The organism is Rossellomorea sp. GQ25 (assembly GCF_059758515.1).
The window spans coordinates 36094-60494 of sequence record NZ_JCAXEQ010000004.1; the positions used below are offsets into that span (position 1 = coordinate 36094).

The following is a 24401-nucleotide window of genomic DNA, read 5'->3' on the forward strand; positions in this document are numbered from 1 at the left end:
CCTCCTCAGCTTAGCCGAACGGGGTCTCGGCACGCCCAAAATCCGCCGGAGTCTACGCAGTTCCCCTCAACATCTTTAAGAGATTTTCGTGACAGAGCTAAAGGTGTCAAAGAACAATCAAACTAGAAAACAAAATTTTTCTTCCTCCAAAAGAAATCAACCTATACACACCTTACAATGAGTTATTTGGTTTGCTAAAAATTTTTGTTTTTATTTAATTCTTTTAAAGACACATGCTCAGAAAGTTGATTCTCGCTGCAGGTGCTCGACTCCTGCGGGAATAGCGGGACAGTACGAAAAGCGGAGGGGCTTTGCCCAGGGGCGACAAGCATAAGACGAGTCTGTCGGAAAGGTGCTCTTTGCCTTTTTGGCAGACTTGGCTTATGACCTCGAGCCCCTAAGCCCCGTAGCTGGACAGTACGAAAAGCGGAGGGGCTTTGCACAGGGGCGACAAGCATAAGTCGAGTCTGTCGGAAAGGTGCTCTTTGCCTTTTTGGCAGACTTGGCTTATGACCTCGAGCCCCTAAGCCCCGTAGCTGGACAGTACGAAAAGCGGAGGGGCTTTGCCCAGGGGCGACAAGCATAAGACGAGTCTGTCGGAAAGGTGCTCTTTGCCTTTTTGGCAGACTTGGCTTATGACCTCGAGCCCCTAAGCCCCGTAGCTAGACAGTACGAAAAGCGGAGGGGCTTTGCACAGGGGCGACAAGCATAAATCGAGTCTGCTGAAAAGGCGCTTTTTGCCTTTTTGGCAGACTTGGCTTATGACCTCGAGCCCCTAAGCCCCGTAGCTAGACAGGTGAGACCCCACAGGCGAAGCCGAGGAGGCTCACCGCCCGCCCCGCGGAAAGCGGGCATCCTGTAGCAGAAATCAACTACTACTATCTTCTCTTAAATAACAACAAACTTTATGAAAAGAGCCAAGAAAAAAGAGACCCTAAAGGATCTCTCTACTGACATTGGGGGCATTTACCATAAATTTCGAATTTATGACCGGATATATCATACCCTGTATCCGTTAAATTTTCTTTAAGTGCTTCCATGGGACATGTGTGAATTTCTTTCGTTTTCCCACAATCCATACAAATGAAGTGATGATGATGGTGATGACTTTCGCATGTAAATCGAAAATGTCTTTCACCTGAGAGTTCAGTCTCTTCCAAGATCTCAAGTTCAACAAACAAGCTCAAATTACGGTAGATTGTATCAAAACTGAGCCCCGGGTAATCAGCTTTCATATTTTCCAAAACATCCCTGGCCGTCAAATATTTATTAGAGCTGGAAAACAGTTCAAGTAATTGCTCCCGTTTTCCTGTATGCTTATATCCTTTTGATTTTAACAGGTCCATTGCTTCCGTTACATTCACTTTCTACACCTCAACTTTAGAAGAATGACTCGACGTTCTTATTTTCTTAATCACAATTGTAATGAGAAGGATTAAAATCGCCGTCATGACAATCGTACCACCTGGTGCAAGATTCAAATAGAACGCACTGATCAATCCAACAATTACAGAAATTTCACCGAATAACAGTGAAAACCCAATCGTTTGTTTAAATCCATTGGCAATTCTGATACTTGCAGCAACCGGTAATGTCATAAGAGACGAAACCAGCAGGATCCCGACGATGCGCATGGAAGCGGCAATCACAAGTGCTACCATGACCATAAAGATAAAGTGGATCGCCTTAGCGGGGATACCTGACGCCTTTGCATGATCTTCATCAAAGGATAGAAGAAACAATTCTTTATAAAGCAGAAAAATCACGCCTATCACAAGAACGCTGATTCCTCCAATCAGATACAAATCACCTCTGCTGACTGCGCTGACACTACCAAACAAATAACTAAATAAATCGGTATTAAAACCGTCTGCTAGAGAAATGAAGATGACCCCTATCCCGATTCCTCCAGATAGGATGATCGGAATCGCAAGCTCCTGATAATGCTTATATAACATACGCAAACGTTCAATAAACAAGGAGCCCATGACAGAAAAGACCATTCCAAAATAGAGTGGATTCAATCCCGAAAAAGCAGGCATTGTTTTACTTAAATACAGGCTCGCTGCAATACCTGACAGAGTGACGTGACTCAAGGCATCCGCTATTAAAGAGAGCCTCCTTACGACGATGAATGCTCCTAGTAAGGGTGCGATGATTCCAATGAGAATCCCCGTAAGAAATGCATTTTGTAAAAATTCATATTGAAAAATAGCTTGAAGCATTGTCTTCCCTCCAATCGATCATGAATGATGGTGTTCATGCTCATGATTTAAAAAATGTACATCATGACCATAAAAAGAGGAAAGCTGATTTTCCTTTAGCATTTCAAACTCTTCTGTTTTGCCATGGAAATGTAAGTGTTTATTTAAACAAGCGACATGTGTCACTTTGTTCGAAATTGATCCTATGTCATGTGTGACAAGAACGAGTGTAATCCCTAAATCTTTATTTAAGGTTTCTAACATATCATAGAAGTTTTGGACGTTTTGACTGTCCACTCCCACTGTCGGTTCATCAAGAATCAATACATCAGGCTGGCTGACGAGCGCCCGGGCAATAAACACCCTTTGCTGTTGTCCTCCTGATAATTCTCCAATATTGCGTTTAGCGTATTGACTCATCCCAACCGATTCTATGGCTCTATAAACATCTAATTTATATTTAGATGAAATCCTCTTGAACAAACCTGCTTTTTTCGCTAATCCGCTCGCCACCACCTCATAAACCGTGGCTGGAAAACCTGTATTGAAGCTATTGGCTTTCTGGGAAACAAACCCTATTCGATCCCATTGTTTGAATTTATGCTGAGGGATCCCAAATAGCTCAATATTCCCTTGTTTCACTCGTAAAAGTCCCAGAACAAGCTTTAGTAAGGTCGATTTTCCTGAACCGTTAGGTCCGACGATCCCAAGGAATGCCCCTCTGGGAATGCTTAGATTAATATCCTCGAGCACTCTTTCCCGCTCATATCTGAAATTCACATCTTCTATTTTTATAATAGGATTTGTAGTATCCATTTTAATCATCTCTCTTTATAAGAATCATTACGATTTAAAAGTACATATGGTAGTATACATGATGGGTGCACAATTGTAAATATTCATACCCTGATACCATAATGAAAGGACTGCTCAATATGAGTGAGCAGTCCTTTACTTGAATGCTGCATTAATGAATGGCAGACTTAAATCGTGCACCCTTTGTTTCCTGTGTACTCATAATCGTAATGAATGCATTGGGATCTACATCAGAAACAATGGATTTCAACTTTGTTACTTCAAGTCTGGTGACCACGACATAAATGACCTCTTTATCATTATCTGTGTAACCTCCACGCCCCTTTAACATGGTTGTTCCCCTGCCAAGTCTTTTTAGTATTGCGTCGGATACATCAAGGTAATGGTCAGAAACAATGATAACGGCCTTCGTTTCATCCATTCCCTGAATCACCGTATCAATTGTCTTAAAGGCTATATAGTAGGTCATAACGGAATACATCGCTTCTTCAAGTCCGAAGACAAATGCTGCCCAGGCGAAAATGAAAATATTGATGAACATAACAAACTCCCCCACTGAAAATGGAAGCTTCTTCGTTAAAAGAATACCAAGGATTTCAGTTCCATCCAGAGATCCACCATGACGTATCACAAGGCCGACCCCAACTCCAAGAGTCAAGCCTCCAAAAACAGTGGCTAACACTTTCTCTGTTACAAACGGATCAATATGGTGTAAAAGGCTTTCAATTCCTGCCAGCGCAATAATGGCAAACAGAGAAGAAACGACAAAGGTTTTCCCGATATGTTTATACCCGTAATACATGAAAGGGAGATTTAGAAGAACCAGCAGGGTTGCAAAGTTTACAAATGGAATGGTGTCTGAAACTAAATAATCTAAAATCAGCGAAACACCAATAATTCCACCATCGATAATATTATTTGGAACAAGGAACAACTCAATGGATATAGCAGCTAAGGCTGCTCCAATCGTAATAAAGATCAATCGGTAAATAAAATGAAGGGGACTTTCTTTTTTATGTACTCTTTGGGGCATCGTCAATTCCTTTCCTTTCACTTTATTTTCTTATAAAAATGTCACTTTCTGATCAGGAGTTACATATGTATCTGATGAGGAGTGATAAACATGAAGCTATTACAAAACGTGATTAATCACAAAATCAACAATATCACAAATGAAGAATTATTAAAGTACGCCGATCAATATAACATTTCATTGACGTCCCAGCAGGCAACAAGCATCGTCGCGAGTGTTAAAGGAAAGAACATTAATATCTTTGATGACAGCAAACGCAGTAAATTGGTGAAGAACTTAGCCAGGATCATAGGTCCTGCCAAGGCGAAGGAAATCAACCAACTCTTTTTGCAGCTAATCAGATAGTAAAAGAAGAGGAGGCGTCCCTTTTGATGAGAGATGACCTCCTCTATTGCCTTTTTTTATTGATTCAGAATTTTCGTTAATACATCTTCATCGAAAGTTTGATTGCGAAGCATGTCAATTTCGAACTTGTAAGGAGGTTTTTTATTTTTCTTATCTTCCCCTACATATGGTGTTTCCAGAATCTTAGGTACCTCTTGCAGCTGTGGATGATGCACAATATAGTTCAGTGCTTTGAATCCGATATGTCCGAATCCTACATTTTCATGGCGGTCTTTACTTGCTCCCCGTTCGTTCTTACTATCATTAATGTGAAGAACCTTTAAGCGATCAATCCCGACAATCTTATCGAATTCCTCCAAGACTCCATCGAAATCTTCCACAATATTATATCCTGCATCATGGGTGTGACAAGTATCGAAGCAAACAGAAAGGCGGTCATTCAGTTCTACTCCATTGATGATTTGAGCTAATTCCTCAAAAGATCTTCCACATTCTGAACCCTTCCCTGCCATTGTTTCCAATGCAATTTGCACTTTATGGTCTTTGGTTAATACTTCATTCAGACCTTCAATGATCTTTTCGATTCCCTTATCTGCTCCTGCACCTACGTGAGCACCCGGGTGAAGCACAATCTGCCCCGCTCCTAGAGCTTCTGTGCGCTCGATTTCAGAACGGAGGAAATTGACACCTAATTCAAATGTAGCAGGGTTCGTCGTATTTCCGATGTTAATGATATAGGGAGCATGCACGATAATGTCCTCTATCCCATTTTCTTTCATGTGAGCGATACCTGCTTCAATATTTAAGTCTTCGATCTTTTTTCTTCTCGTATTTTGAGGTGCACCTGTATAGATCATAAATGTATTAGCTCCATAGGAAACGGCTTCCTCACTGGAAGATAATAACATTTTTTTACCACTCATTGAAACATGGGATCCAATCTTAACCATTCTTCTCAACTCCTAAGAAAATCTCTCTCTATATTGTATCGAATGTGTACAAATGAATCACGTTAAAACACTTATTTGCTTCTGTTTTTCTTTCTTCTCTCACGTTTCTTGATTTGATCCATTTTGTATTTCATTTTCTTTTTATAGCCTGGTTTAACTGTTTTTGGTTTTCGAACCATTGATTTAGCTTTTTCATCAATCTCATCAACATTCGTTTTTTGACGGTTCTTACGTTTGTTCAGGGGTGGTAACTCAGACCATTCCCCTTTTTTAATGTCTTGATGAGCAAAGCTGATTCCGAGCTTCTCCAGACGATTCAATGCATCTTCATCCGAAGGTGTATAAATGGTATAGGCAATTCCGCTATTACCGGCACGCGCTGTACGGCCTGAACGGTGAACATAGAAATCGAGATCTTGTGGCAGTTCAAAGTTAATGATATGACTTACACCTTCAATATCGATCCCTCTTGCTGCTAAATCAGTCGCTACGATGTACTGATAATCCAGGTTTCTCGTTTGCTTCATCATTTTCTTACGCTCACGGGGAGAAAGGTCTCCGTGAATCCGTCCAACCTTTAAACCTTTAGCGATCAAAGCATCTGCGACTTCATCTGCTTTTTGTTTTGTATTGGTGAAAACGATACCTAAATATGGATTAATATCCACTAAAATATTGTACAAAAGGTTAATTTTATCGCGACTCTTAAGAGGGACGATTACATGTTGGATATTCTTTGCCGATAGCTGCTCGGGCTCAACATGTGCATATTGTGGATTTTCCATATACTTTTTCAAGAATGGCTTCAGTTTCTCTGGAATCGTCGCAGAGAATACTAGCATTTGTAATTTTTCAGGCATCTTAGCGGCAATCTGATCCACGTCTTCAATGAATCCCATATCCAGCATTAGATCGGCTTCATCAATCACCAGTTGACTAGCAGTATGAACAAACAAGGCTTGATCTTTCACTAAATCATTGATTCGGCCAGGAGTACCAACCACAATATGGGGCTGGTTCTTTAATTTTTCAATCGTTCTCTGCTTGTCCGTTCCACCAATAAAGCAGCGGGAAACAATGTTGCTAGCTTTCGTGATCTTTAGTACTTCTTGATAGATCTGTTGTGCCAGTTCTCGTGTTGGAGCAGTTATCACTGCTTGTACCTGTTCAGAAGCTGCATTCACCTTCTCAATGATCGGTAATAGATATGAATGTGTTTTTCCCGTTCCTGTCTGGGATTGACCAATCGCACTTTGCCCTTTTAAAATCAGTGGGATCATTTTCTTTTGAATTTCTGTTGGTTCGTAGAAACCCTGCTCTTCTACAGCTTCATTAATGAAAGACTGGAATCCGAATTGTAGAAATAAATTCTTTTTCATTCTTTACATCTCCTTTTATCAAAATATCCTTTTATTTACGCTGTTATCGGGATGGATGTCTTCTCGTACACATCATCACCATAGATATATATAAAATTTACGGATCACTTTATCATCGTGAGTGATTTTATCTTAACGTAACAGTTTAGTAAGCGTCATATTTAAAGAACATCTAACCATTATAATATTTTTTTGGCAAAACATCTAGTTCATACTTATTTTAATTTAAGATGATATTTGTATGAATACCCTTTTTTCAGCTATTGCATACTCTATAATGACGAGGAATTTATTCGAATGAAAGGAGGCTGTCATTATGTCGCCTAGAAGAATGAGGAATCAGGGCCAGGATATGCGAAATCCTTTCGGAATGAGACAGCAGCGGGGATTCAACGGGTTCGGAATGCAGCAGCCTGGAAGAAACAGCTTTGGACCGGGGCAGACGCAGCCACCTCCGTTTCAATTTGGAGGACAACGTCAAAATCAGGGATTCAATCTGGGGATGAATCAGAGAGGAAGAAGCCGGGGGCCAGGTAAAGGTGGTTTATTGTCTAAGTTTCTTAAAAAGGGTGATAATCAAAATGCCGGCGGAGGATTATTACAACAATTTTCCAGGGGGGATTCATCTTCCAATACGACTGGCTTTGAACGATCTCCCCAGGCCGCTGGCGGAATCCTCCAGAGCCTATTGAACCCCGGGAATGTGAATTCATTTTTATCCAATACACAGCAAATGCTCCAGACCGCTCAACAGCTGGGTCCGATGTTCCAACAATATGGACCTATGGTGAAAAATATCCCGGCACTATGGAAGTTATATCGTGGATTCAAAGATATGTCTGTCGATGATGCATCCGACGACGGGAATAGCGAAGAAATCAAAGAGGATATCGACATCCCTGAAGTCGAACCCACCGTTAAGAAAAAAAAGAAGAAGAAACCACCGGTAGAAATTTCAGATAATAGTGATGATAACCAGGCGCCATCAAAGTCTAAATCAGGATCAAAACCCAAACTGTATATTTAAGTCCAGGATCCCTAAAGGTACTGAATCACCTGCTTAGGGATTTTTTTATTGTCGTTTTACGCAAAGTTTGTGACTATCTTTGAGAAGAATGTATTAGTTGATTTCCGCTACAGGATGCTCGCTTTCCGCGGGGGGCAGGGGGCGGTGAGCCTCCTCGTCGCTGCGCTCCTGTGGGGTTTCACCTGTCCAGCTACGGGGCTTAGGGGCTCGAGGTCATAAGCCAAGTCTGCCAAAAAGGCAAAAAGCGCCTTTTCAGCAGACTCGACTTATGCTTGTCGCCCCTGTGCAAAGCCCCTCCGTTTTTCTAACTCTCCCGCTATTCCCGAAAAGAGTCGAGCATCCTTCCGCTCCAATTAACTTTCTGAGCATGTTTCTTTAAACGAAATCAATAAAAACACAAAAACTTCTAGCAAACCACCTCTTTAAGGTGAGAAGAGGTTAATGTCCGATTGAAGAAGAAGAATTCGTTTTCAAATTAGATTGTTTTTTGACACCTTTTAGCTCTGTCACGAAAAATCTCTTAAAGATGGTGAGGGGAACTGCGTAGACTCCGGCGGATTTTGGTCGTGCCAAGCCCCCGGAAGCGAAGCTGAGGAGGCTTGGCCGAACGCTGCAAGCGAAGCAGTTCTCCTCACCATCTAGCAGACACTATGTTAAAAAAACAATATTCTTTACGAAAAGAGCCTTTTATTTAACCACCAATCAAAGGCATTTCAAGAGGGAAAGGTTCACAATATTATCGTTCTCTTTGTCAGGAAGACTGTTCTCCTTTATAATGAAGACAGAACCTTTTCTCATGTAGGAGGATATTCATAGATGGAAATTATTAAGATTACTCCGAGAGGCTATTGTTACGGTGTTGTAGATGCAATGGTCATTGCAAGAAACGCCGCATTAGACAAATCGCTTCCTCGTCCAATTTATATTTTAGGCATGATCGTTCACAACAAGCATGTGACTGACGCATTCGAAGAAGATGGGATCATTACCCTGGATGGCAGCAACAGAAAAGAAATCATCGAACAAGTAAATGAAGGAACGGTTATCTTCACGGCTCATGGAGTATCTCCTGAAGTGAAAGAAATAGCCAAACAAAAAGGACTTGTTACACTGGATGCAACGTGTCCCGATGTAACGAAAACCCATGATCTGATTCGCGCTAAAGAAGCAGAAGGCTATGACGTGATCTATATCGGTAAAAAAGGACATCCAGAGCCTGAAGGGGCTGTCGGGGTTGCACCTGAGATCGTGCATCTCGTGGAAACAGCAGAAGATGTAGAAGAACTTTCAATTGAAAACGAAAAAATCATTGTGACAAACCAAACGACGATGAGTCAATGGGATGTATTGGATACAATGGATAAAGTGAAGGAAATGTATCCTCACGTTGAGCTGCACAAAGAAATATGCCTGGCTACCCAGGTTCGCCAAGAAGCAGTTGCTGAACAAGCTGGAGATGCAGATGTTCTCATCGTCGTTGGAGATCCTAAGAGTAATAACTCCAATCGGCTCGCTCAAGTATCAAAGGATATCGCAGGTACTCCAGCACATCGAATTTCCGACATTAGTGAATTGGATATAGAATGGATTAAAGATGCCAACATCGTTGCTGTAACAGCCGGTGCATCCACTCCTACTCCAATCGTAAAAGAAGTCATTAAATTCCTTGAAGCTTTTAATCCAAAAGATGAATCCACTTGGACAAGAGAGCGAAATGTTCCATTAAATAAAATTCTCCCTAAAGTACGAAAAGCTAAATTGGGAACAAAATAAACGTGAAAGGCCCCTTAGAAATTCTAAGGGGCCTTCCATCTTTACATATACGTAAATGGGTTGGTTTCAGCTTTTGACGCGAATATATTGACGATATACCCTTTTTCCGAGGATTTTTTCGCTAAATAACAGGCCACTCCATCCTTCATGACTTTTTCGATGTGATGTCCTGCATCAACGACATTCAGCCCCATCATCATGGCGTCGTGGGCGGTGTGGTAATAAATATCGCCTGAAACGAATACATCCGCTCCCTGTCTTTTCGCTTTCCCGATAAACTTATTTCCATCTCCGCCAAGCACTGCTACTTTCTTCACTTTCGCTTCCCCATCACCAATGACTCTGATTCCGTCCATACCAAATGTTTCTTTCACAACTAAAGCAAATTCCTTAAGACTCATCTCATTCTGTAAATGTCCGATTCTACCTAATCCTAAAGCAGGTGATCCGTTTTTAAGGGAATAGATATCATAGGCAACTTCTTCATAAGGATGGTGGGTAAACATCGATTTCAACACTTTTTTTTCTAAAGAAACAGGATAAACCGTTTCCACCTTCTCTTCTGCTACTTCCTCGAGGGAACCTTGCTTACCGATATGCGGGTTCGTGCCCTCCTCAGGGAGGAATCTTCCCTTTCCTTCAGTCGAGAAGCTGCAATGTGAATAGTTCCCGATGTGCCCGGCTCCTGCATTACCGAGGGCCGTTCGAAGTTCCGTTGCGTTTTCTTTTGGCACATAAACGACCAATTTACGGAGCTCCTCATTGTGAGTAGGGATGAGTACAGACGTATCCTGCAAATTCAGCATGTCGGATAAAAGGTCATTCACTCCCCCTGTCGCCACATCAAGATTCGTATGACCCGCATACACGGCAATATCATGCTTGATTAATTTCTCAATCATTCGTCCCTGATACGTGTCCGTTTGCAGGGACTTTAATGGACGAAAAAGCGGTGGGTGGTGGGCAATAATTAATTTCACATTGTTTTCAATTGCTTCATCCACCACATTCTCCAATACATCAAGGGTGATCATCACATTCTCAACCTTTTCGTTCAACTTACCAACTTGAAGACCAATCGGATCCCCTTCTTCTGCTAAATATTTAGGTGAAAATTGTTCAAACAGCTGAATGATCTCATGACCGTTTACTGTCTTCATGGGATAAGAACCTCCTCCACCATTTGTATTTTTTGAATAAGTTCCCGTTTTCGTTCTTCCAACCCATCGGTTTTTTCCGCTTTTTCCATGTTATTCAATATATTCTTCCATTGATGAAGCTCCTGATTCCATTTTTTCATAAATGCATCGTTGCGCTCCTTCATCAAAAAAGGACCGAGCAGCAACTCTTTTTCAAGCTCACCAGAGTAGTGGTGTCTCGGATTTCCTTTCTCCGCCACTAAAATTTCATATACCTTATCATCTTCTTCAAGAATTTCTTCCCCTACTAAGTCCCATTCATTGTCCATGAGCCACGTTCGGATGGATCTTGCACTCACATTCGGCTGAAGAATTAACCTGGGTTGATTGGTCAGCTTTGCTTTACCTGCCTCCAAGATAGAGGCAATCAATGTGCCTCCCATTCCGGCAATCGTAATACAATCTACTTCACCTGGAGCAATCACTTCCAGACCATTTCCAAACCTCACCTCTACCTCCTGAGTTAATTGGGCATCTTCCACTTGTTTCTTGGCAGAAAGATATGGTCCTTTCACTACTTCTCCTGCGATTGCAAAGGAAGCAATGCCTTTATTGACGGCATAGCACGGTAAGTATGCATGATCTGAACCGATATCAGCGATTTTAGATTGCGTGGGTATGTATGACACAACTGTTTCTAGTCGTTTTGATAATTGTTGAATATTCATTCGTTCACCTTTAATCATTTTTATTGGGTAAATCATGTACGATAATCATTCTAACCAACTTTTCCCGATAAAAAAAGTCCTTTGCCCAAAAGACAAAGAACCTTTTTCAATCATTGATTATTTAAGTGACTTGATCCAGTCTGCCATAGCATCCAGATTTTCTTCTTCAACTAGACCAGCCGGCATCATACCTTTACCATTTTTGATCGTTTCTTTGATCTCGTCTTTAGACAGCTTTGTTCCTTTAAGAGCAGGACCGGCGCCACCTTCATAGTTTCCACCATGACAAGATATACAAGACTCTTTGTATTTAGCTTCCGGATCGAATTCTCCGCTTGAAGCCTGTTCGCCTTCTTTACCTTCCATTTCCCCGTGACCTTCTTCTTTTGCTTTTTCATTAGCGTTGTTAAGGCCTTCTAAAGATAAGAAGAAAACAAGACCAATTCCAAGAGCCATGATTAGTATGAATGGAATTATTGGATTACGATTCATGATTTAACCTCCTTTATGTACAACATCCAAAAATAGTGCTCTTTTCAACACTTTATATTTTACTGTAAAAAACGACAAAGTAAAAGTACTATCAATTAACTTTTCCATCTTTCTCACAAATTAGACACATTTCGTGTGAAATTCTTTCTTTTCATAAGTCTCTTAATTTAAAATTGTCGTACCTAACCCAAAGCGAGTAGAGGTTGATTTCCGCAACAGGATGCTCGCTTTCCGCGGGGCGGGCGGTGAGCCTCCTCCTCCTCTTGCTTCGCCTGCGGGGTCTCACCTGTCCCGCTTCTCCCGCAGGAGTCGAGCACCTGCAGCGAGAATCAACTTCAATGGTTTGTTTTGACAGGACTTTTTTTAAAAAAGCAACAATTTGTACGAGAAGACATTAGAAAAAAACCATTCACTTAGAAGACGGTGAGTTTTTCATTGAATGAAGAAGAGCCCTACTGCCCATTAGAGGACCAATAGAGCTCCTAATTTGTCTTATCGTGTTTTCACCTTATTGACAACCGATAAGCCTTGAAATGACCATTCTCTGGACTTCTGAGGTCCCTTCTCCGATTTCAAGGAGTTTGGCATCACGTAGATATCTTTCAACATGATATTCTTTCATGTATCCGTATCCACCGTGAATCTGAATGGCTTCATCTGCTACTTCCATACTGATTTCTGAAGCGTATAGCTTACACATCGAAGCTTCTTTCGAAAATGGTCTTCCTTGATCTTTCAACCATGCTGCCTTATGAACCATATTCCTTGCCAGTTCAATCTTCATTGCCATGTCTGCCAGCTTAAATTGAGTGACTTGAAACTGTGATAAAGTTTTGCCAAATTGCTTTCTTTCCTTGGAATACTGCAGTGCTTTATCAAATGCAGCCTGTGCCACACCGACAGCCATAGCACCGATTCCAATCCTGCCCCCATCCAGGGTGACAAGGAACTGCTTAAATCCTTCTCCTTGCTTTCCTAACAGGTTTTCCTTCGGCACTTCTACATTTTCAAGGACCAACTCAGTCGTGTTTGATGAATGAAGCCCCATTTTTTCATAATTATCGATTACCGTAAATCCTTTTGCTTTAGTCGGAACGATAATTGCACTAATTTCCTTATTTCCATTGTTTCTTCCTGTAATCGCTGTTAAAGCGAGATGATTCGCATAGCTTGCATTGGTAATATAGCACTTATTACCGTTTATAACCCATTTATCACCTTTATCTTCTGCAGTGGTTTGGGTTCCGCCTGCATCAGAACCTGCATTGGGTTCAGTCAGGCCGAAAGCTCCAAACGATTCCCCTGTACAGATTGGCGTTAAGTATTCCTGCTTTTGTTCATGAGAACCAAATAAGTTAATCGGTGCTCCACCCAGTGAAATATGCGCAGAGTACGTAATACCTGTCGACGCACATGCCCGGCTAAGCTCTTCGGTTACGATTGCGAAACTGACCGTATCGGCACCTGCCCCCCCATATTCCTCTGGAAACGGAAGTCCCATCATCCCCAGATCAGAAAGCTTTTTGAAAATTTCTTTAGGAAATTCCTTTGTGCGGTCCCGATCTAATGCACCAGGAGCCACTTCTTCTTCAGCAAATTCCCTGATTGTCTTCTTAATCATTGTTTGTTCTTGTGTTAAGTCGAAATTCATCCTTATCCCCCTTGTCTAACTTTGATGACTGAAAGCCCTAACCCATTTCCATAATAGCGCTTTTAAGCATAATCACTGCACTCTATGAATGCGCTCTCATTCTTATTATAAAAGGGAATAGTGAATTTTCTCAACTTTAAAAAACTTTTAAATTTTCAGAAGTTATAGTAATATAAAAATAATTAGTAGGATTCCCCCTGCCAAACCTGAAAGGGAAAAATAACTCAGCCTCCATTTCAAACCTGCACTTATCCAAAGGAAACAGTTCAGAAATAAGGTTATGTACATTCCAAAAGAACTCCCACCGAATAACTCTTCTGTTATATCTATGGAGGCCAGAAGAAGTATACAAGCGGCAGCCATATACAAGAGTAAAGGTGATAATTGTTTTTTAGTATAATAAATTCCTATCTCTACTAATAATCCGACAAAACTTGCCAAAATCGTTGTTTGCAAAACGATTGACAATTCAGTAAAATAAATGACAAATAATGAAATTAATATCGCACAATTTGCAAATAAGAAGTCTTTAAGCATTGTTTTCTTTTTGGCATTCTTTTGATCATTGTGTTCCATACCTTCTCCTTCGGTATATAATGTAAGGAGATAGTCGGAATAGTGCTGTGGCAGCATATCGGCTTGCTTCCAAAGTAGTATTTCATCCACAATCAATTTTTTTCTTGAATTTTTTACTGTTTTCACAGTTGTCACACCTTTATCTGTTAAATCTTTTAGCTACATTCGTCAAAGGTGATGGAAAACCCTTTATTTCGAGCAAAAAAAACCACCTCTATGCACAATAGAGGCAGTAATTGGGGTTCTATTCTAAAAAGTCCTTTAATCGTTTGCTTCTGCTTGGATGACGCAGTTTTCTAAGAGCTTTTGCTTCTATTTGACGAATACGTTCCCTTGTTACACCGAAGACTTTCCCTACTTCTTCAAGGGTGCGGGTTCTGCCATCGTCCAGACCAAAGCGTAAACGAAGAACATTTTCTTCACGATCTGTTAAAGTATCCAGTACATCTTCAAGCTGTTCTTTTAAAAGTTCGTAAGCAGCATGTTCTGAAGGAGATTGTGCTTCTGCATCTTCAATGAAGTCACCAAGATGGGAATCGTCTTCTTCACCGATTGGTGTTTCAAGGGATACTGGCTCTTGAGCGATTTTAAGGATTTCCCGAACCTTTTCAGGTGTCAGATCCATTTCTTCTGCAATTTCTTCCGGTGCCGGTTCACGCCCTAAGTCTTGCAATAACTGTCTTTGCACACGAATAAGTTTGTTAATGGTTTCAACCATATGAACCGGAATACGAATCGTTCTGGCCTGGTCAGCGATCGCACGGGTGATGGCTTGGCGAATCCACCAAGTTGCATACGTACTGAATTTGTATCCTTTACGGTAATCAAACTTTTCTACCGCTTTAATCAGACCCATATTTCCTTCTTGGATAAGGTCTAAAAATAACATACCTCGACCAACGTAACGTTTGGCAATACTGACAACAAGTCGTAGGTTCGCTTCAGCAAGACGTCGCTTAGCTTCCTCATCGCCTTCTTCAATTCTCTTGGCAAGATTTATCTCTTCCTCTGCAGATAAAAGATCCACTCTTCCAATTTCTTTCAGATACATACGAACAGGATCATTTATTTTAACTCCTGGAGGAACGCTTAAATCATTCAGATTGAATTCTTCTTCCTCTTCTTTCTCTAACTCCGTTGCACCCGGATCATCATCTTCGTCATTTTCATTGATAATTTCTACACCTTGTTCACCTAAGTGTTCGTAGAATTCATCCATTTGATCGGAATCTAACTCAAACCCTGATAATTTATCGGCAATATCTTCGTATGTGAGGACTCCTCTTTTCTTACCTTGGTTAACTAAAAATTCTTTCACCTGATCAACTGTTAATTCTGACGCTATTTGTTTGGAACGCGCTGACTTTTCAGCCATTTGTTCCCCTCCTTCCAACTTCCTTACAAAACTTTATAGAGACTTACGCAGCTGTAAGATTTCCATTGCTATTTGTGCTTCTTTTCGGTAATCCTTTAGTCGTTCTGCTTCTTTTCTTTCCACTTCTTTTTCTTTTATTCTCAACATCTTTTGATGTTTTAACACCTGATTGACATAATCTACTAATTCTTGGTCCGTACTTTCTTCGCTAATTGACATCATTTCAATGTCCGTTACGATTCTTCTTAACCTCTCATCGGGAAGATACCCGATAAAGGCACTGGCACTTGGAGGTAGACCTTCTTCATAATAACCCAATAAATAAGTAATAATAGCCTGATGTTCATCAATATTTAGGTTAGTACCTGCAAGCCACTCCTGAATCTTATAAGCGATGTTCGGATCCTTAAGCATATAGGCAATCAATCTTCTCTCAGCCGTTTGGTAAGCGGGTAATAGTTTAGACTGAGTCTGCCTGGAGAAATTGCCTTGCATACCTATCTGTTTAGGCGGTTTAGAATTCCGTTTGTCCGGGCCTTCCAGTTCAGAGAGCTGCTGTTGAAGAGCCTCAAGAGATAATTCGAACTCATCTGCTAAATACCTTAAATAATAATCCTTTTCAACCGCTTTATTCAGTTGGGTAATTTCCTTGAGTATGTCTTCTATATACTTAAGGCGATCTCCTTCATCATTTAAGTTTTTATTCAGCTTATAGTACCGAAGCTTAAATGCCATGAACGTTAAGCTTGCCCCTATTACATCTTGTTGAAACTTTGTTGCACCATATTTTGAAATGTAGTCATCAGGGTCTAATTGTTCCGGTATTGTTGCGACACGAATGTTCAGCTGATGATTATGAAGAAGGTTTCCTGCACGGAATGCAGCTTCCACTCCGGCAGAATCACCGTCATAACATATGATCACGGAATCAGTCAGGCGTTTAAGCAGCCCGATTTGCTGCTCTGTTAATGAAGTACCCATAGTGGCTACGCCATTTTCCACCTCTGCTTCACTGGCTGATATGACGTCGGCAAACCCTTCAAACAGAATGGCCTGCTGTTTTCTTCTAATCATGGAACGAGCACCGTGATAGTTATAAAGAATGCTGCTTTTGTTAAAAATTTTCGTTTCCGGACTGTTTAAGTATTTCGGTTCATCATTCGCATCGATGCTTCTTCCTGAAAAAGCGACCGTGTTTCCTTTCGTATCAACAATAGGAAACATAATCCTACCCCTGAAGCGATCCAAGAAGGAATTGTCTCTTTCTCTTCTAACGAGTAAGCCTGCCGCTTCCATCAGCTCCAGGGTATAGCCTCGTTTCTGAAGGAATTTAACCGTGAAATCCCAGCTTGGAAGTGACCAGCCAATCTGAAATTTAGTAATGCTTTCAGTTGTAAACCCCCGGGCCAATAAATATTCGAGGGCTTCCTGGCCTTCTTTTGTATTTAGAAGGAGATGATGGTAAAATTTACTTAATAACCCATGAGCTTCCATCATTTGCTTTTCATCTTCTTGAGGGGGAAGCTCCCTATCAGATGAAGAGGTCTGAATGGAGATTTCTTCCCCTACTTTAGAACCAAGCTTCTGCGCTGCTTCGAGGAAGCTTAAACCATCAACATCCATTAGAAACGTAAACGCATTCCCCCCGGCCCCACATCCGAAACAGTGAAATATTTGTTTGTCAGGGGAAACAGAAAAAGATGGAGTATTCTCTCCATGAAACGGACACAAGCCAAAATAATTGCGTCCCTGCTTTTTCAGTTGTACATAATCACTGACAACATCTACGATATCGGTTGACGATAATATTTTATTTAACTTATCTTCAGGGATTCTTTCAGACACCATTTATCACCTGTTTTTATTTACCCTCTTAAATCCATTCTGTACTTATTCCGATTCTCCTGCAATTTCCGACAAGATTTTATCAAATGAAGTACAAAATGTTTCTCTGTCTTCATTTGTAAAAGGTTTAGGACCTTTACCATAGTTTCCTCTACGACGTTCTTTTGCTGCGACATATCGATAATCCAATGCGGTGACTATACTCTCTTCCCTGTAGGTTTTTCCCCTGGGAGAGATAGCATAAACTTTTTTCGGCAAAACCAAGGACGCCAATCCAATATCCTGGGTAACCAGTACATCATGTGGTTGAACATGATTCATGATGTATAAGTCAGCCGCTTCTTTCGAACTATCGACATATACCCACCTGCCTTGATCAGGTGTGTTCTTTCTATGGGCATGAGAAGCAACAAAAACAACTTCAAAGCCATAACCCCTGGTAATGTTAATGATTTCCTGCTTTACCGGGCAAGCATCTGCATCTACATATACGGTAGACTTATGTTCGCTAATACTAACTATTCTACATCACTCCGTATTATCCTTCTCTCTTTATGAACTTTCCTGGAGAATTGATTAAAATTGTCGAATTTTAATTGAGGCGAGACTTGACATATCACAATAATTAGTTTATTCCTTAAGAGTTTAGTCTAAACCTATTTTAAATATTTTTATCACAATTTTTTATTATAGTATAATCGGACAAGTTTGACCACTATAAAAACTCATTTTATGAAATCTTTAATTATTCACGTTTAGATTCACCAAAAAAGAATGATTCTTTCCCTTTTTTATTCAGGAAAAGAATCATTCTTTTTTAAGTGTTAATTGCTTGAGTGTTGATAGATATTCGTAATGACATTGGCTGTTTCTTCAACGGCTTTGTTCGTTACGTCAATCACATGGCAGCCGATACGATTGGTTATTTTCTCGAAATATTTCAGCTCATCTTCAATGCGTTGAATATTTGCATAGCTTGCCTGATCATTCAACCCCAATGACTTTAACCTTTCCCGGCGAATCGTATTCAACTTCTCAGGGCTGATTTTTAACCCGAAGCACTTCTTCGGAGAAACCATAAATAATTCCTCTGGAGGATCGACTTCCGGTACTAGTGGTACATTGGCCACCTTAATCCTCTTCAGTGCAAGATATTGTGATAACGGAGTCTTTGAAGTTCTGGAAACACCTACAAGCACAATATCCGCTCTAAGGATGCCGCGGGGGTCCCGCCCATCATCGTACTTGACGGCAAACTCTATCGCTTCCACTTTCTTGAAGTAATCATCATCCAGCTTCCTTACCGTTCCCGGCTCGAACAACGGTTCCTTTTGGTAAGCTGATTGATATTTATCCATTAACGGACCGATAATATCAAATGCGTACAATTCTTCTCTTTCAGCTTCTTTTTTAATATACGCACGCATATCCGGCTTTACGAGAGTATACACAATCAGTCCCTGGTTTAATTTAGCAAGGGAAATCACTTCATCGATATGCTCTAAGTCCTCTACATACGGAAAGCGTTTAATGACCGTATTGGAACCATTGAATTGGCTAATCGCCGCTTTTGTGACTAGTTCAGCAGTTTCACCCACCGAGTCTGATACAACATAGATGATCGGTTCTTTCACGATCGCTCACCACCTTCTAATATTCATCTGCTAACGCTACAAATGCTTTCGTGATATTGGTTTTCGTAATTCTGCCTATGACCTCTAAATCGCCTTTTTCCGTTTTCTTAATCACCGGAACAGAGTCGATTTGCTTATGAATCAGGTCTTTGGCTACCCCTATTAGCTGGTCATCCTTTTCACAGACCGTAATATTAGGCATTCTCGTCATAATGATATTCACCGGCAACGTACTAAGTTCCTGCTTCCCGATGCTCGCCCTTAAAAGATCCTTACGAGACAGGACGCCGACCAAGTACGTATTCCCATCCACTACAAATAATGTTCCTACGTCCTCCAGGAACATTGTAACAATGGCATCATACACAGAAACATTTTCGTTTACCACTACAGGAATCGATTGATAATCTTTAACATATATTTTGTTAAGGTTTTCTGTCAACAGCTGCGTCCCTGTTTTCCCTGTATAGAAATATCCCACTCTAGGACGTGCATCCAGGTAACCCGCCATGGTTAGAATGGCTAGATCAGGTCGCAGAGTCGCCCTGGTCAAGTTTAATTGATCGGCGATTTGTTCACCAGTGATAGGTCCGTTGTCTTTAACTATTTGTAAGATATGTTCTTGACGCTTATTAAGTTCGATTGTTACTCACCACCTAACGGACAAACGATTTATGTTATACTTTATATTAAATATTATATACTATTTAAAGAAAATGAAAAGAGCATATTATCATTCAATTGTGTCAACACTATATTTTAAATTTCACCTAACACAGAGTATCTTTTTTTGATACAAACTTCAAATCTTTTCCCTTCTACTGATCAGTAGTTGTTTTTATTTCTTTATCATGATAAAATGTCTTCATCTTATAATCAATAATGCTATGACGGATCAATAAGTACTTGCTGCACTCAAGCGACCAGGGACGGTGAAAGCCTGGAAAGCAGGAAAACGGCAATCCCGAGCTATTTTACATTTAAAAGTGGGTATACATGTATGATGTATATCAACTAGGGTGGAACCGCGAGTATCAAGCTCGTCCCTAGGCTTATATGCCTAGGGACGAGCTTTTTTATTTTATTACATACATGATGAAAAGGAGTGACTTTTATGTCAATGGAACAAGTAGTAAATTTAGCGAAGCATCGAGGATTTGTTTTCCCGGGTTCTGAAATTTACGGCGGACTTGCTAACACGTGGGATTACGGTCCATTAGGTGTAGAGTTAAAAAACAATATTAAAAAAGCATGGTGGAAAAAATTCGTTCAGGAATCCCCTTACAATGTGGGTCTTGATGCAAGTATTTTAATGAATCCGCAAACTTGGGTAGCTTCTGGTCACGTTGGAAACTTCAATGATCCAATGATCGACTGTAAGCAATGTAAAACACGCCATCGTGCAGACAAAATCATTGAAAACGCCCTTGAAGAAAAAGGGATCGAGATGATCGTGGATGGACTTTCTTTTGAAAAAATGGAAGAAATCATCAAGGAGCACAGTATCGTGTGTCCTGATTGCGGAAGCCAGGATTTCACCGATATCCGTCAATTCGATTTAATGTTTAAGACTCATCAAGGTGTGACAGAATCTTCTACAAATGAAATCTATTTACGCCCAGAAACAGCTCAAGGTATCTTTGTTAACTTCAAAAATGTTCAGCGCTCCATGCGTAAGAAAATGCCATTCGGTATTGCTCAAGTCGGAAAAAGCTTCCGAAATGAAATTACTCCTGGTAACTTCACATTCAGAACACGTGAATTTGAACAAATGGAACTGGAATTCTTCTGTAAACCCGGAGAAGACCTGGAATGGTTCTCTTACTGGCGTGAATTCTGTAAAAACTGGTTACTTAATCTGGGAATGAACGAAGATAACATGCGTTTACGCGATCATGATAAAGACGAATTATCTCATTACAGTAATGCTACTACGGATATTGAATACAAATTCCCATTCGGTTGGGGAGAGCTTTGGGGTGTAGCTGATCGAACAGACTTTGACCTGAAACGTCATATGGAACATTCGAATGAGGACTTCCACTACATGGATCCTCAAACAAATGAAAAGTATATACCATACTGTATTGAACCATCCCTTGGTGCAGACCGTGTCACTCTTGCATTCTTATGTGACGCATTTGAAGAGGAAGAGCTTGAAAATGATTCACGAACAGTGCTCCACTTCCATCCGGCACTTGCTCCATTCAAAGCAGCTGTCCTCCCGCTTTCCAAAAAGTTATCTGGTGATGCATTCAAAGTATATGAAGAATTATCACAGGATCTTATGATAGACTTTGATGAAACAGCATCGATCGGTAAACGCTATCGTCGTCAAGATGAAATCGGTACACCATTCTGTATCACATTTGACTTCGACTCGGTTGAAGATGGTCAAGTGACCGTACGGGACCGTGACACGATGGATCAGGTAAGAATGCCAATCAGTGAAGTAAAGGCGTTCTTGCAGGAGAAAATTAAGTTTTAAAACCTAAAGCACAGAGGCTTTGCCCAGAGTCGACAAGCATATCTAGAAATCCCTGAAGGCGTGCCTTTGGGGATTTTTTTGTCGTATCTATGATAGAAAGTATATTTATACGTGTGTTTCAGATGGGTTGGCGCTGTCTGATCACAAGAATGACGTATTTTTATGCTCTTTAGGGATTCGCTAAACTGCATTTTGGGGGTTGTAGCGGTACGTTGGACGTTTGTTGTTGCACTTTCGCAGGTTGTTGCGGCACTTTTGGGCAAACTTGCGGCACTTTCCCGATTTGTCACGCCAAATTGTGAACGCCCCCATTCAACTTTCAAAACCATAAAAAAACAGGCCCATTCACGCACCGCATGAATGAGCCTTTTCTAAATAATCACAAGCAGCATTATAAGCTAGAATAAGTCCTTCATGTTATCCATTTGGTCTAAGAACCTCCTGGATTTTAATGTTAGACCTGAGTTTTCATCGTAATAAGTTCTGATTACCCGCTTTAATTGACGTTTTGTTTCATCTTTCACCGATATATTTCCCAATCGATTGATATCGAAATAGTAAAATACCCTCAGAAGCTTCACAGTGCTTTGTGAGATCGGAAAATGATGAGGATCTTCACTTAAACAACGATGACAGATGAATCCATTTTCTTTAAAGGAGAAAGCGAATTCACCATCAGCTTCCCCGCATACACTACATCCATTCAAATGAGGATACAACCCTAATACAGGGAGCATTTTCATTTCAAATATGTGCATAAGAATTTCGGGATCATAGTCTTCATTTAAATAGTGAATGGTCTTGTAAAGCAATTCAAATAGAAACGGGTTCGGTTTCCGGTCCTCCGTCGCTTTGTCGAGAAGGTCGACGATGTAAGTGGCATAAGCCGTCTTAAACAAATCTTCCCTCACATGCCTTAACGATTCTACCATCTCTCCCTGTTGAAGAGTCCCTAGCCCGCTTCCTTTAATAAAAAGGAAATAACCATATGTAAACAATTGTGAAATGGCGGATAGACGGCTATTAGGTTTCTTTGCCCCTCTAGCCATCAATCCAATCTTTCCGAATTCTCGTGTGTATATGGTAACAATCTTATTCGACTCACCGTAATGATTCGTTCTGATAACGATTCCTTCACACTTCTGCAGCATATAGCCACCTCCCGACATCAATCCACCCGGGTGATGACAAACTTATCACGTTAAAGGAAAATCAACTTCCGCTGTTTCTTCTTCAAAGCTGTAAGGATCCTCAACCGTCTCCTTTTCAAGCTCCTTAAAAAGTAAATAGGTGTCTATACTTCCTGTCTGCGAAAAAAATTTCCATGTTAAGTCTAACATAAAAAACCCACCTTTCTGGATTTAAACTAGCAAGACTTCATAAGCTTTCTTGTGATTAGAATGAGCATTTTCTCTCTAAAAGATGCGGCCTAAATATTGTTAATTCAGCCATCAATATTCGTCGTCGCTGAATCCAAAGTCACGCAGGGTAGAAGATCGGTTTCTCCAATCCTTCTGTACCTTCACCCATAGTTCAAGATAAACCTTTGATCCTAACAGGTTCTCAATGTCTACACGAGAACGCTTTCCTACTTCCTTTAGCATCGACCCTTGTTTTCCGATGACAATTCCTTTTTGCGAGTCTCTCTCCACAATAATGGTTGCGATCACGTCAATAAGGTCCTTCTCTTGCTTTCGCTCCATCTTATCGATCACGACTGCAATGCTGTGGGGAATCTCTTCCCTTGTCAGGTGCAGGACCTTCTCACGTATGAGTTCTGAAACGATAAAACGTTCAGGATGGTCTGTAATCTGATCAGCAGGATAAAATTGAGGTCCTTCTGGCAATTGATCCTTTAATAATTGTAGAAGGTTATCTACATTATTTCCTTCAAGTGCTGAAATCGGAACAGTCGCCGCGAAAGGAAACAGGTCATTGTATTGTTGAATCATCGGCAATAACGCATCAGGGTGAATTTGATCAATCTTATTCAGAATAAGAAAAACAGGTGTTTTAACCCCTTTTAACTTCTCGATGATGAAGTGATCTCCTTTTCCTAACCCTTCTTCTACGTTGACCATAAACAAAATGACGTCCACTTCTTTTAAAGTGTTCTGAGCAATCTTCATCATGAAGTCTCCCAGTTTATGTTTCGGTTTGTGTATCCCTGGAGTATCGATGAATATCATCTGTGCATCATCTGTCGTGTACACTCCCTGAACTTTGTTTCGTGTTGTTTGAGGCTTATCACTCATAATCGCAATCTTTTGACCGATTACATGGTTCAAGAAAGTGGACTTCCCAACGTTTGGCCGTCCGATGATGGAGATAAAGCCTGATTTGTATTCTGTATTACTGCCTATATTACTCATGTAAATCCTCCGGTGAAAAAGCTCCTGGTAATAGTTCTGCAACGGTTAGTTCTTCCACATCGCCTTTAAGGTTTGTCAGTACGACTTTCATTTCTTTCGGACATAACTCTGAAATGACCTGACGACAGGCTCCACATGGCGGCACCGGTCTTGCCGTGTCTGCTACAACCGCAATCATTGAATAGTCTGTATCGCCTTCTGAGTATGCTTTGAATAGAGCTGTTCTTTCAGCGCAATTACACATACTGTAGGCTGCATTCTCGATATTACAACCGTGATATACCTTACCATCCTTAGACAGAAGGGCCGCTCCCACCTTAAATTTACTATAGGGTACGTATGCTTTTTCTCTCGCTAGTTTAGCTTCTTGTATCAATTGTTCTGCATTCATTAGTTTAACTCTCCTTTTAACCCTTACAAATTCATTTTACTACAATTTTCATAAAAGAAAATGGGCTGTTATCATTTTGTAATAAAATAGTTAGATAATTCAAACTATTTATCGATTTTGTTCTTCGCTCCACTTATTCTATACAAGTATAAGAACGTTTTCAAATGAATTAAAGGCTACAGG

The 24401-nt window shown here is 40.6% G+C and carries 24 protein-coding genes; 4 read left to right on the forward strand and 20 right to left on the reverse strand.

From position 1 onward, the window contains the following. Window positions 1-947: 947 nt before the first annotated feature. The 4 genes from AC6CIB_RS13580 to AC6CIB_RS13595 form a co-directional block, all read right to left on the reverse strand. Window positions 948-1364, reverse strand: a complete 417-nt coding sequence (locus AC6CIB_RS13580) for a Fur family transcriptional regulator (RefSeq protein WP_044339634.1) — start codon at window positions 1362-1364, stop codon at window positions 948-950. Window positions 1365-1367: 3 nt separating this feature from the next. Next, on the reverse strand, window positions 1368-2225 hold the full coding sequence (locus tag AC6CIB_RS13585; RefSeq protein ID WP_498281490.1) for a metal ABC transporter permease: 858 nt from the start codon (window positions 2223-2225) through the stop codon (window positions 1368-1370). 18 nt (window positions 2226-2243) lie between these two features. Beyond that, on the reverse strand, window positions 2244-3020 hold the full coding sequence (locus tag AC6CIB_RS13590) for a metal ABC transporter ATP-binding protein (RefSeq protein ID WP_498281492.1): 777 nt from the start codon (window positions 3018-3020) through the stop codon (window positions 2244-2246). Between the two features lie 151 nt (window positions 3021-3171). Beyond that, a complete protein-coding gene (locus AC6CIB_RS13595; RefSeq protein WP_498281494.1) occupies window positions 3172-4053 on the reverse strand; it encodes a YitT family protein in 882 nt (293 codons plus the stop codon). Between the two features lie 90 nt (window positions 4054-4143). Between AC6CIB_RS13595 and AC6CIB_RS13600 the strand changes: the two genes are divergently transcribed. After that, window positions 4144-4398, forward strand: coding sequence for a DUF2624 domain-containing protein (locus tag AC6CIB_RS13600; RefSeq protein ID WP_498281496.1), 255 nt, complete (start codon window positions 4144-4146; stop codon window positions 4396-4398). Between the two features lie 56 nt (window positions 4399-4454). Here AC6CIB_RS13600 and AC6CIB_RS13605 read toward each other — a convergent pair whose 3' ends face one another. Both AC6CIB_RS13605 and AC6CIB_RS13610 read right to left on the reverse strand, forming a co-directional pair. Then, window positions 4455-5348, reverse strand: coding sequence for a deoxyribonuclease IV (locus tag AC6CIB_RS13605; RefSeq protein WP_498281498.1), 894 nt, complete (start codon window positions 5346-5348; stop codon window positions 4455-4457). 71 nt (window positions 5349-5419) lie between these two features. Next, on the reverse strand, window positions 5420-6727 hold the full coding sequence (locus AC6CIB_RS13610; RefSeq protein WP_498281500.1) for a DEAD/DEAH box helicase: 1308 nt from the start codon (window positions 6725-6727) through the stop codon (window positions 5420-5422). Window positions 6728-7043: 316 nt separating this feature from the next. On the opposite strand from AC6CIB_RS13610, the gene vrrA reads away from it, so the two are divergent. After that, window positions 7044-7754: a VrrA/YqfQ family protein gene (gene vrrA / locus AC6CIB_RS13615; RefSeq protein WP_498281502.1), complete on the forward strand. Its 711-nt coding sequence runs from the start codon at window positions 7044-7046 to the stop codon at window positions 7752-7754. 816 nt (window positions 7755-8570) lie between these two features. Next, the gene (locus AC6CIB_RS13620) at window positions 8571-9527 is read left to right on the forward strand and encodes a 4-hydroxy-3-methylbut-2-enyl diphosphate reductase (RefSeq protein ID WP_498281504.1); all 957 of its coding nucleotides are present in this window, start codon (window positions 8571-8573) and stop codon (window positions 9525-9527) included. A gap of 41 nt (window positions 9528-9568) precedes the next feature. Here the strand turns inward: AC6CIB_RS13620 and AC6CIB_RS13625 are convergent, their stop codons facing one another. From AC6CIB_RS13625 to ccpN, 10 genes are all read right to left on the reverse strand, one after another. After that, window positions 9569-10687, reverse strand: a complete 1119-nt coding sequence (locus tag AC6CIB_RS13625; RefSeq protein ID WP_498281506.1) for a Nif3-like dinuclear metal center hexameric protein — start codon at window positions 10685-10687, stop codon at window positions 9569-9571. Then, window positions 10684-11394, reverse strand: coding sequence for a tRNA (adenine(22)-N(1))-methyltransferase (locus AC6CIB_RS13630; RefSeq protein WP_498281508.1), 711 nt, complete (start codon window positions 11392-11394; stop codon window positions 10684-10686). The genes AC6CIB_RS13625 and AC6CIB_RS13630 overlap by 4 nt, the downstream gene beginning before the upstream one ends. 117 nt (window positions 11395-11511) lie before the next feature. Then, window positions 11512-11886 (reverse strand): cytochrome c550, encoded by a 375-nt coding sequence (gene cccA / locus AC6CIB_RS13635; RefSeq protein WP_498281510.1) that lies wholly within the window; start codon window positions 11884-11886, stop codon window positions 11512-11514. Between the two features lie 508 nt (window positions 11887-12394). Further along, window positions 12395-13537 (reverse strand): acyl-CoA dehydrogenase, encoded by a 1143-nt coding sequence (locus AC6CIB_RS13640; protein WP_498281512.1) that lies wholly within the window; start codon window positions 13535-13537, stop codon window positions 12395-12397. Between the two features lie 162 nt (window positions 13538-13699). Then, the gene (locus tag AC6CIB_RS13645; RefSeq protein WP_498281514.1) at window positions 13700-14239 is read right to left on the reverse strand and encodes a hypothetical protein; all 540 of its coding nucleotides are present in this window, start codon (window positions 14237-14239) and stop codon (window positions 13700-13702) included. 118 nt (window positions 14240-14357) lie between these two features. Then, complete coding sequence (gene rpoD / locus AC6CIB_RS13650) at window positions 14358-15488, reverse strand: RNA polymerase sigma factor RpoD (RefSeq protein WP_148969711.1); 1131 nt, start codon at window positions 15486-15488, stop codon at window positions 14358-14360. A 33-nt stretch (window positions 15489-15521) separates the two neighbouring features. Then, window positions 15522-17333, reverse strand: a complete 1812-nt coding sequence (gene dnaG / locus AC6CIB_RS13655; protein WP_498281516.1) for a DNA primase — start codon at window positions 17331-17333, stop codon at window positions 15522-15524. A gap of 45 nt (window positions 17334-17378) precedes the next feature. After that, window positions 17379-17846 carry a YaiI/YqxD family protein gene (locus AC6CIB_RS13660; protein ID WP_498282167.1) on the reverse strand — a complete coding sequence of 156 codons (468 nt, stop codon included), beginning with the start codon at window positions 17844-17846 and terminating at the stop codon, window positions 17379-17381. A gap of 311 nt (window positions 17847-18157) precedes the next feature. Continuing rightward, window positions 18158-18970 (reverse strand): pyruvate, water dikinase regulatory protein, encoded by an 813-nt coding sequence (locus AC6CIB_RS13665; RefSeq protein ID WP_113970612.1) that lies wholly within the window; start codon window positions 18968-18970, stop codon window positions 18158-18160. 13 nt (window positions 18971-18983) lie between these two features. After that, window positions 18984-19610 (reverse strand): transcriptional regulator CcpN, encoded by a 627-nt coding sequence (gene ccpN, locus AC6CIB_RS13670; protein WP_149158020.1) that lies wholly within the window; start codon window positions 19608-19610, stop codon window positions 18984-18986. A gap of 471 nt (window positions 19611-20081) precedes the next feature. Between ccpN and AC6CIB_RS13675 the strand changes: the two genes are divergently transcribed. Then, a complete protein-coding gene (locus AC6CIB_RS13675) occupies window positions 20082-21455 on the forward strand; it encodes a glycine--tRNA ligase (RefSeq protein ID WP_498281518.1) in 1374 nt (457 codons plus the stop codon). 398 nt (window positions 21456-21853) lie between these two features. Here the strand turns inward: AC6CIB_RS13675 and recO are convergent, their stop codons facing one another. The 4 genes from recO to AC6CIB_RS13695 all read right to left on the reverse strand — a co-directional run bounded on the left by recO (window position 21854) and on the right by AC6CIB_RS13695 (window position 24218). Next, the gene (gene recO, locus AC6CIB_RS13680; RefSeq protein ID WP_148969716.1) at window positions 21854-22606 is read right to left on the reverse strand and encodes a DNA repair protein RecO; all 753 of its coding nucleotides are present in this window, start codon (window positions 22604-22606) and stop codon (window positions 21854-21856) included. 45 nt (window positions 22607-22651) lie between these two features. Further along, complete coding sequence (locus AC6CIB_RS13685) at window positions 22652-22795, reverse strand: YqzL family protein (protein WP_341356603.1); 144 nt, start codon at window positions 22793-22795, stop codon at window positions 22652-22654. Window positions 22796-22906: 111 nt separating this feature from the next. Then, on the reverse strand, window positions 22907-23827 hold the full coding sequence (era, locus tag AC6CIB_RS13690; protein ID WP_498281520.1) for a GTPase Era: 921 nt from the start codon (window positions 23825-23827) through the stop codon (window positions 22907-22909). Next, on the reverse strand, window positions 23820-24218 hold the full coding sequence (locus tag AC6CIB_RS13695) for a cytidine deaminase (RefSeq protein WP_498281522.1): 399 nt from the start codon (window positions 24216-24218) through the stop codon (window positions 23820-23822). Before AC6CIB_RS13695 ends, era begins: the two co-directional genes overlap by 8 nt. Window positions 24219-24401: the final 183 nt, after the last annotated feature.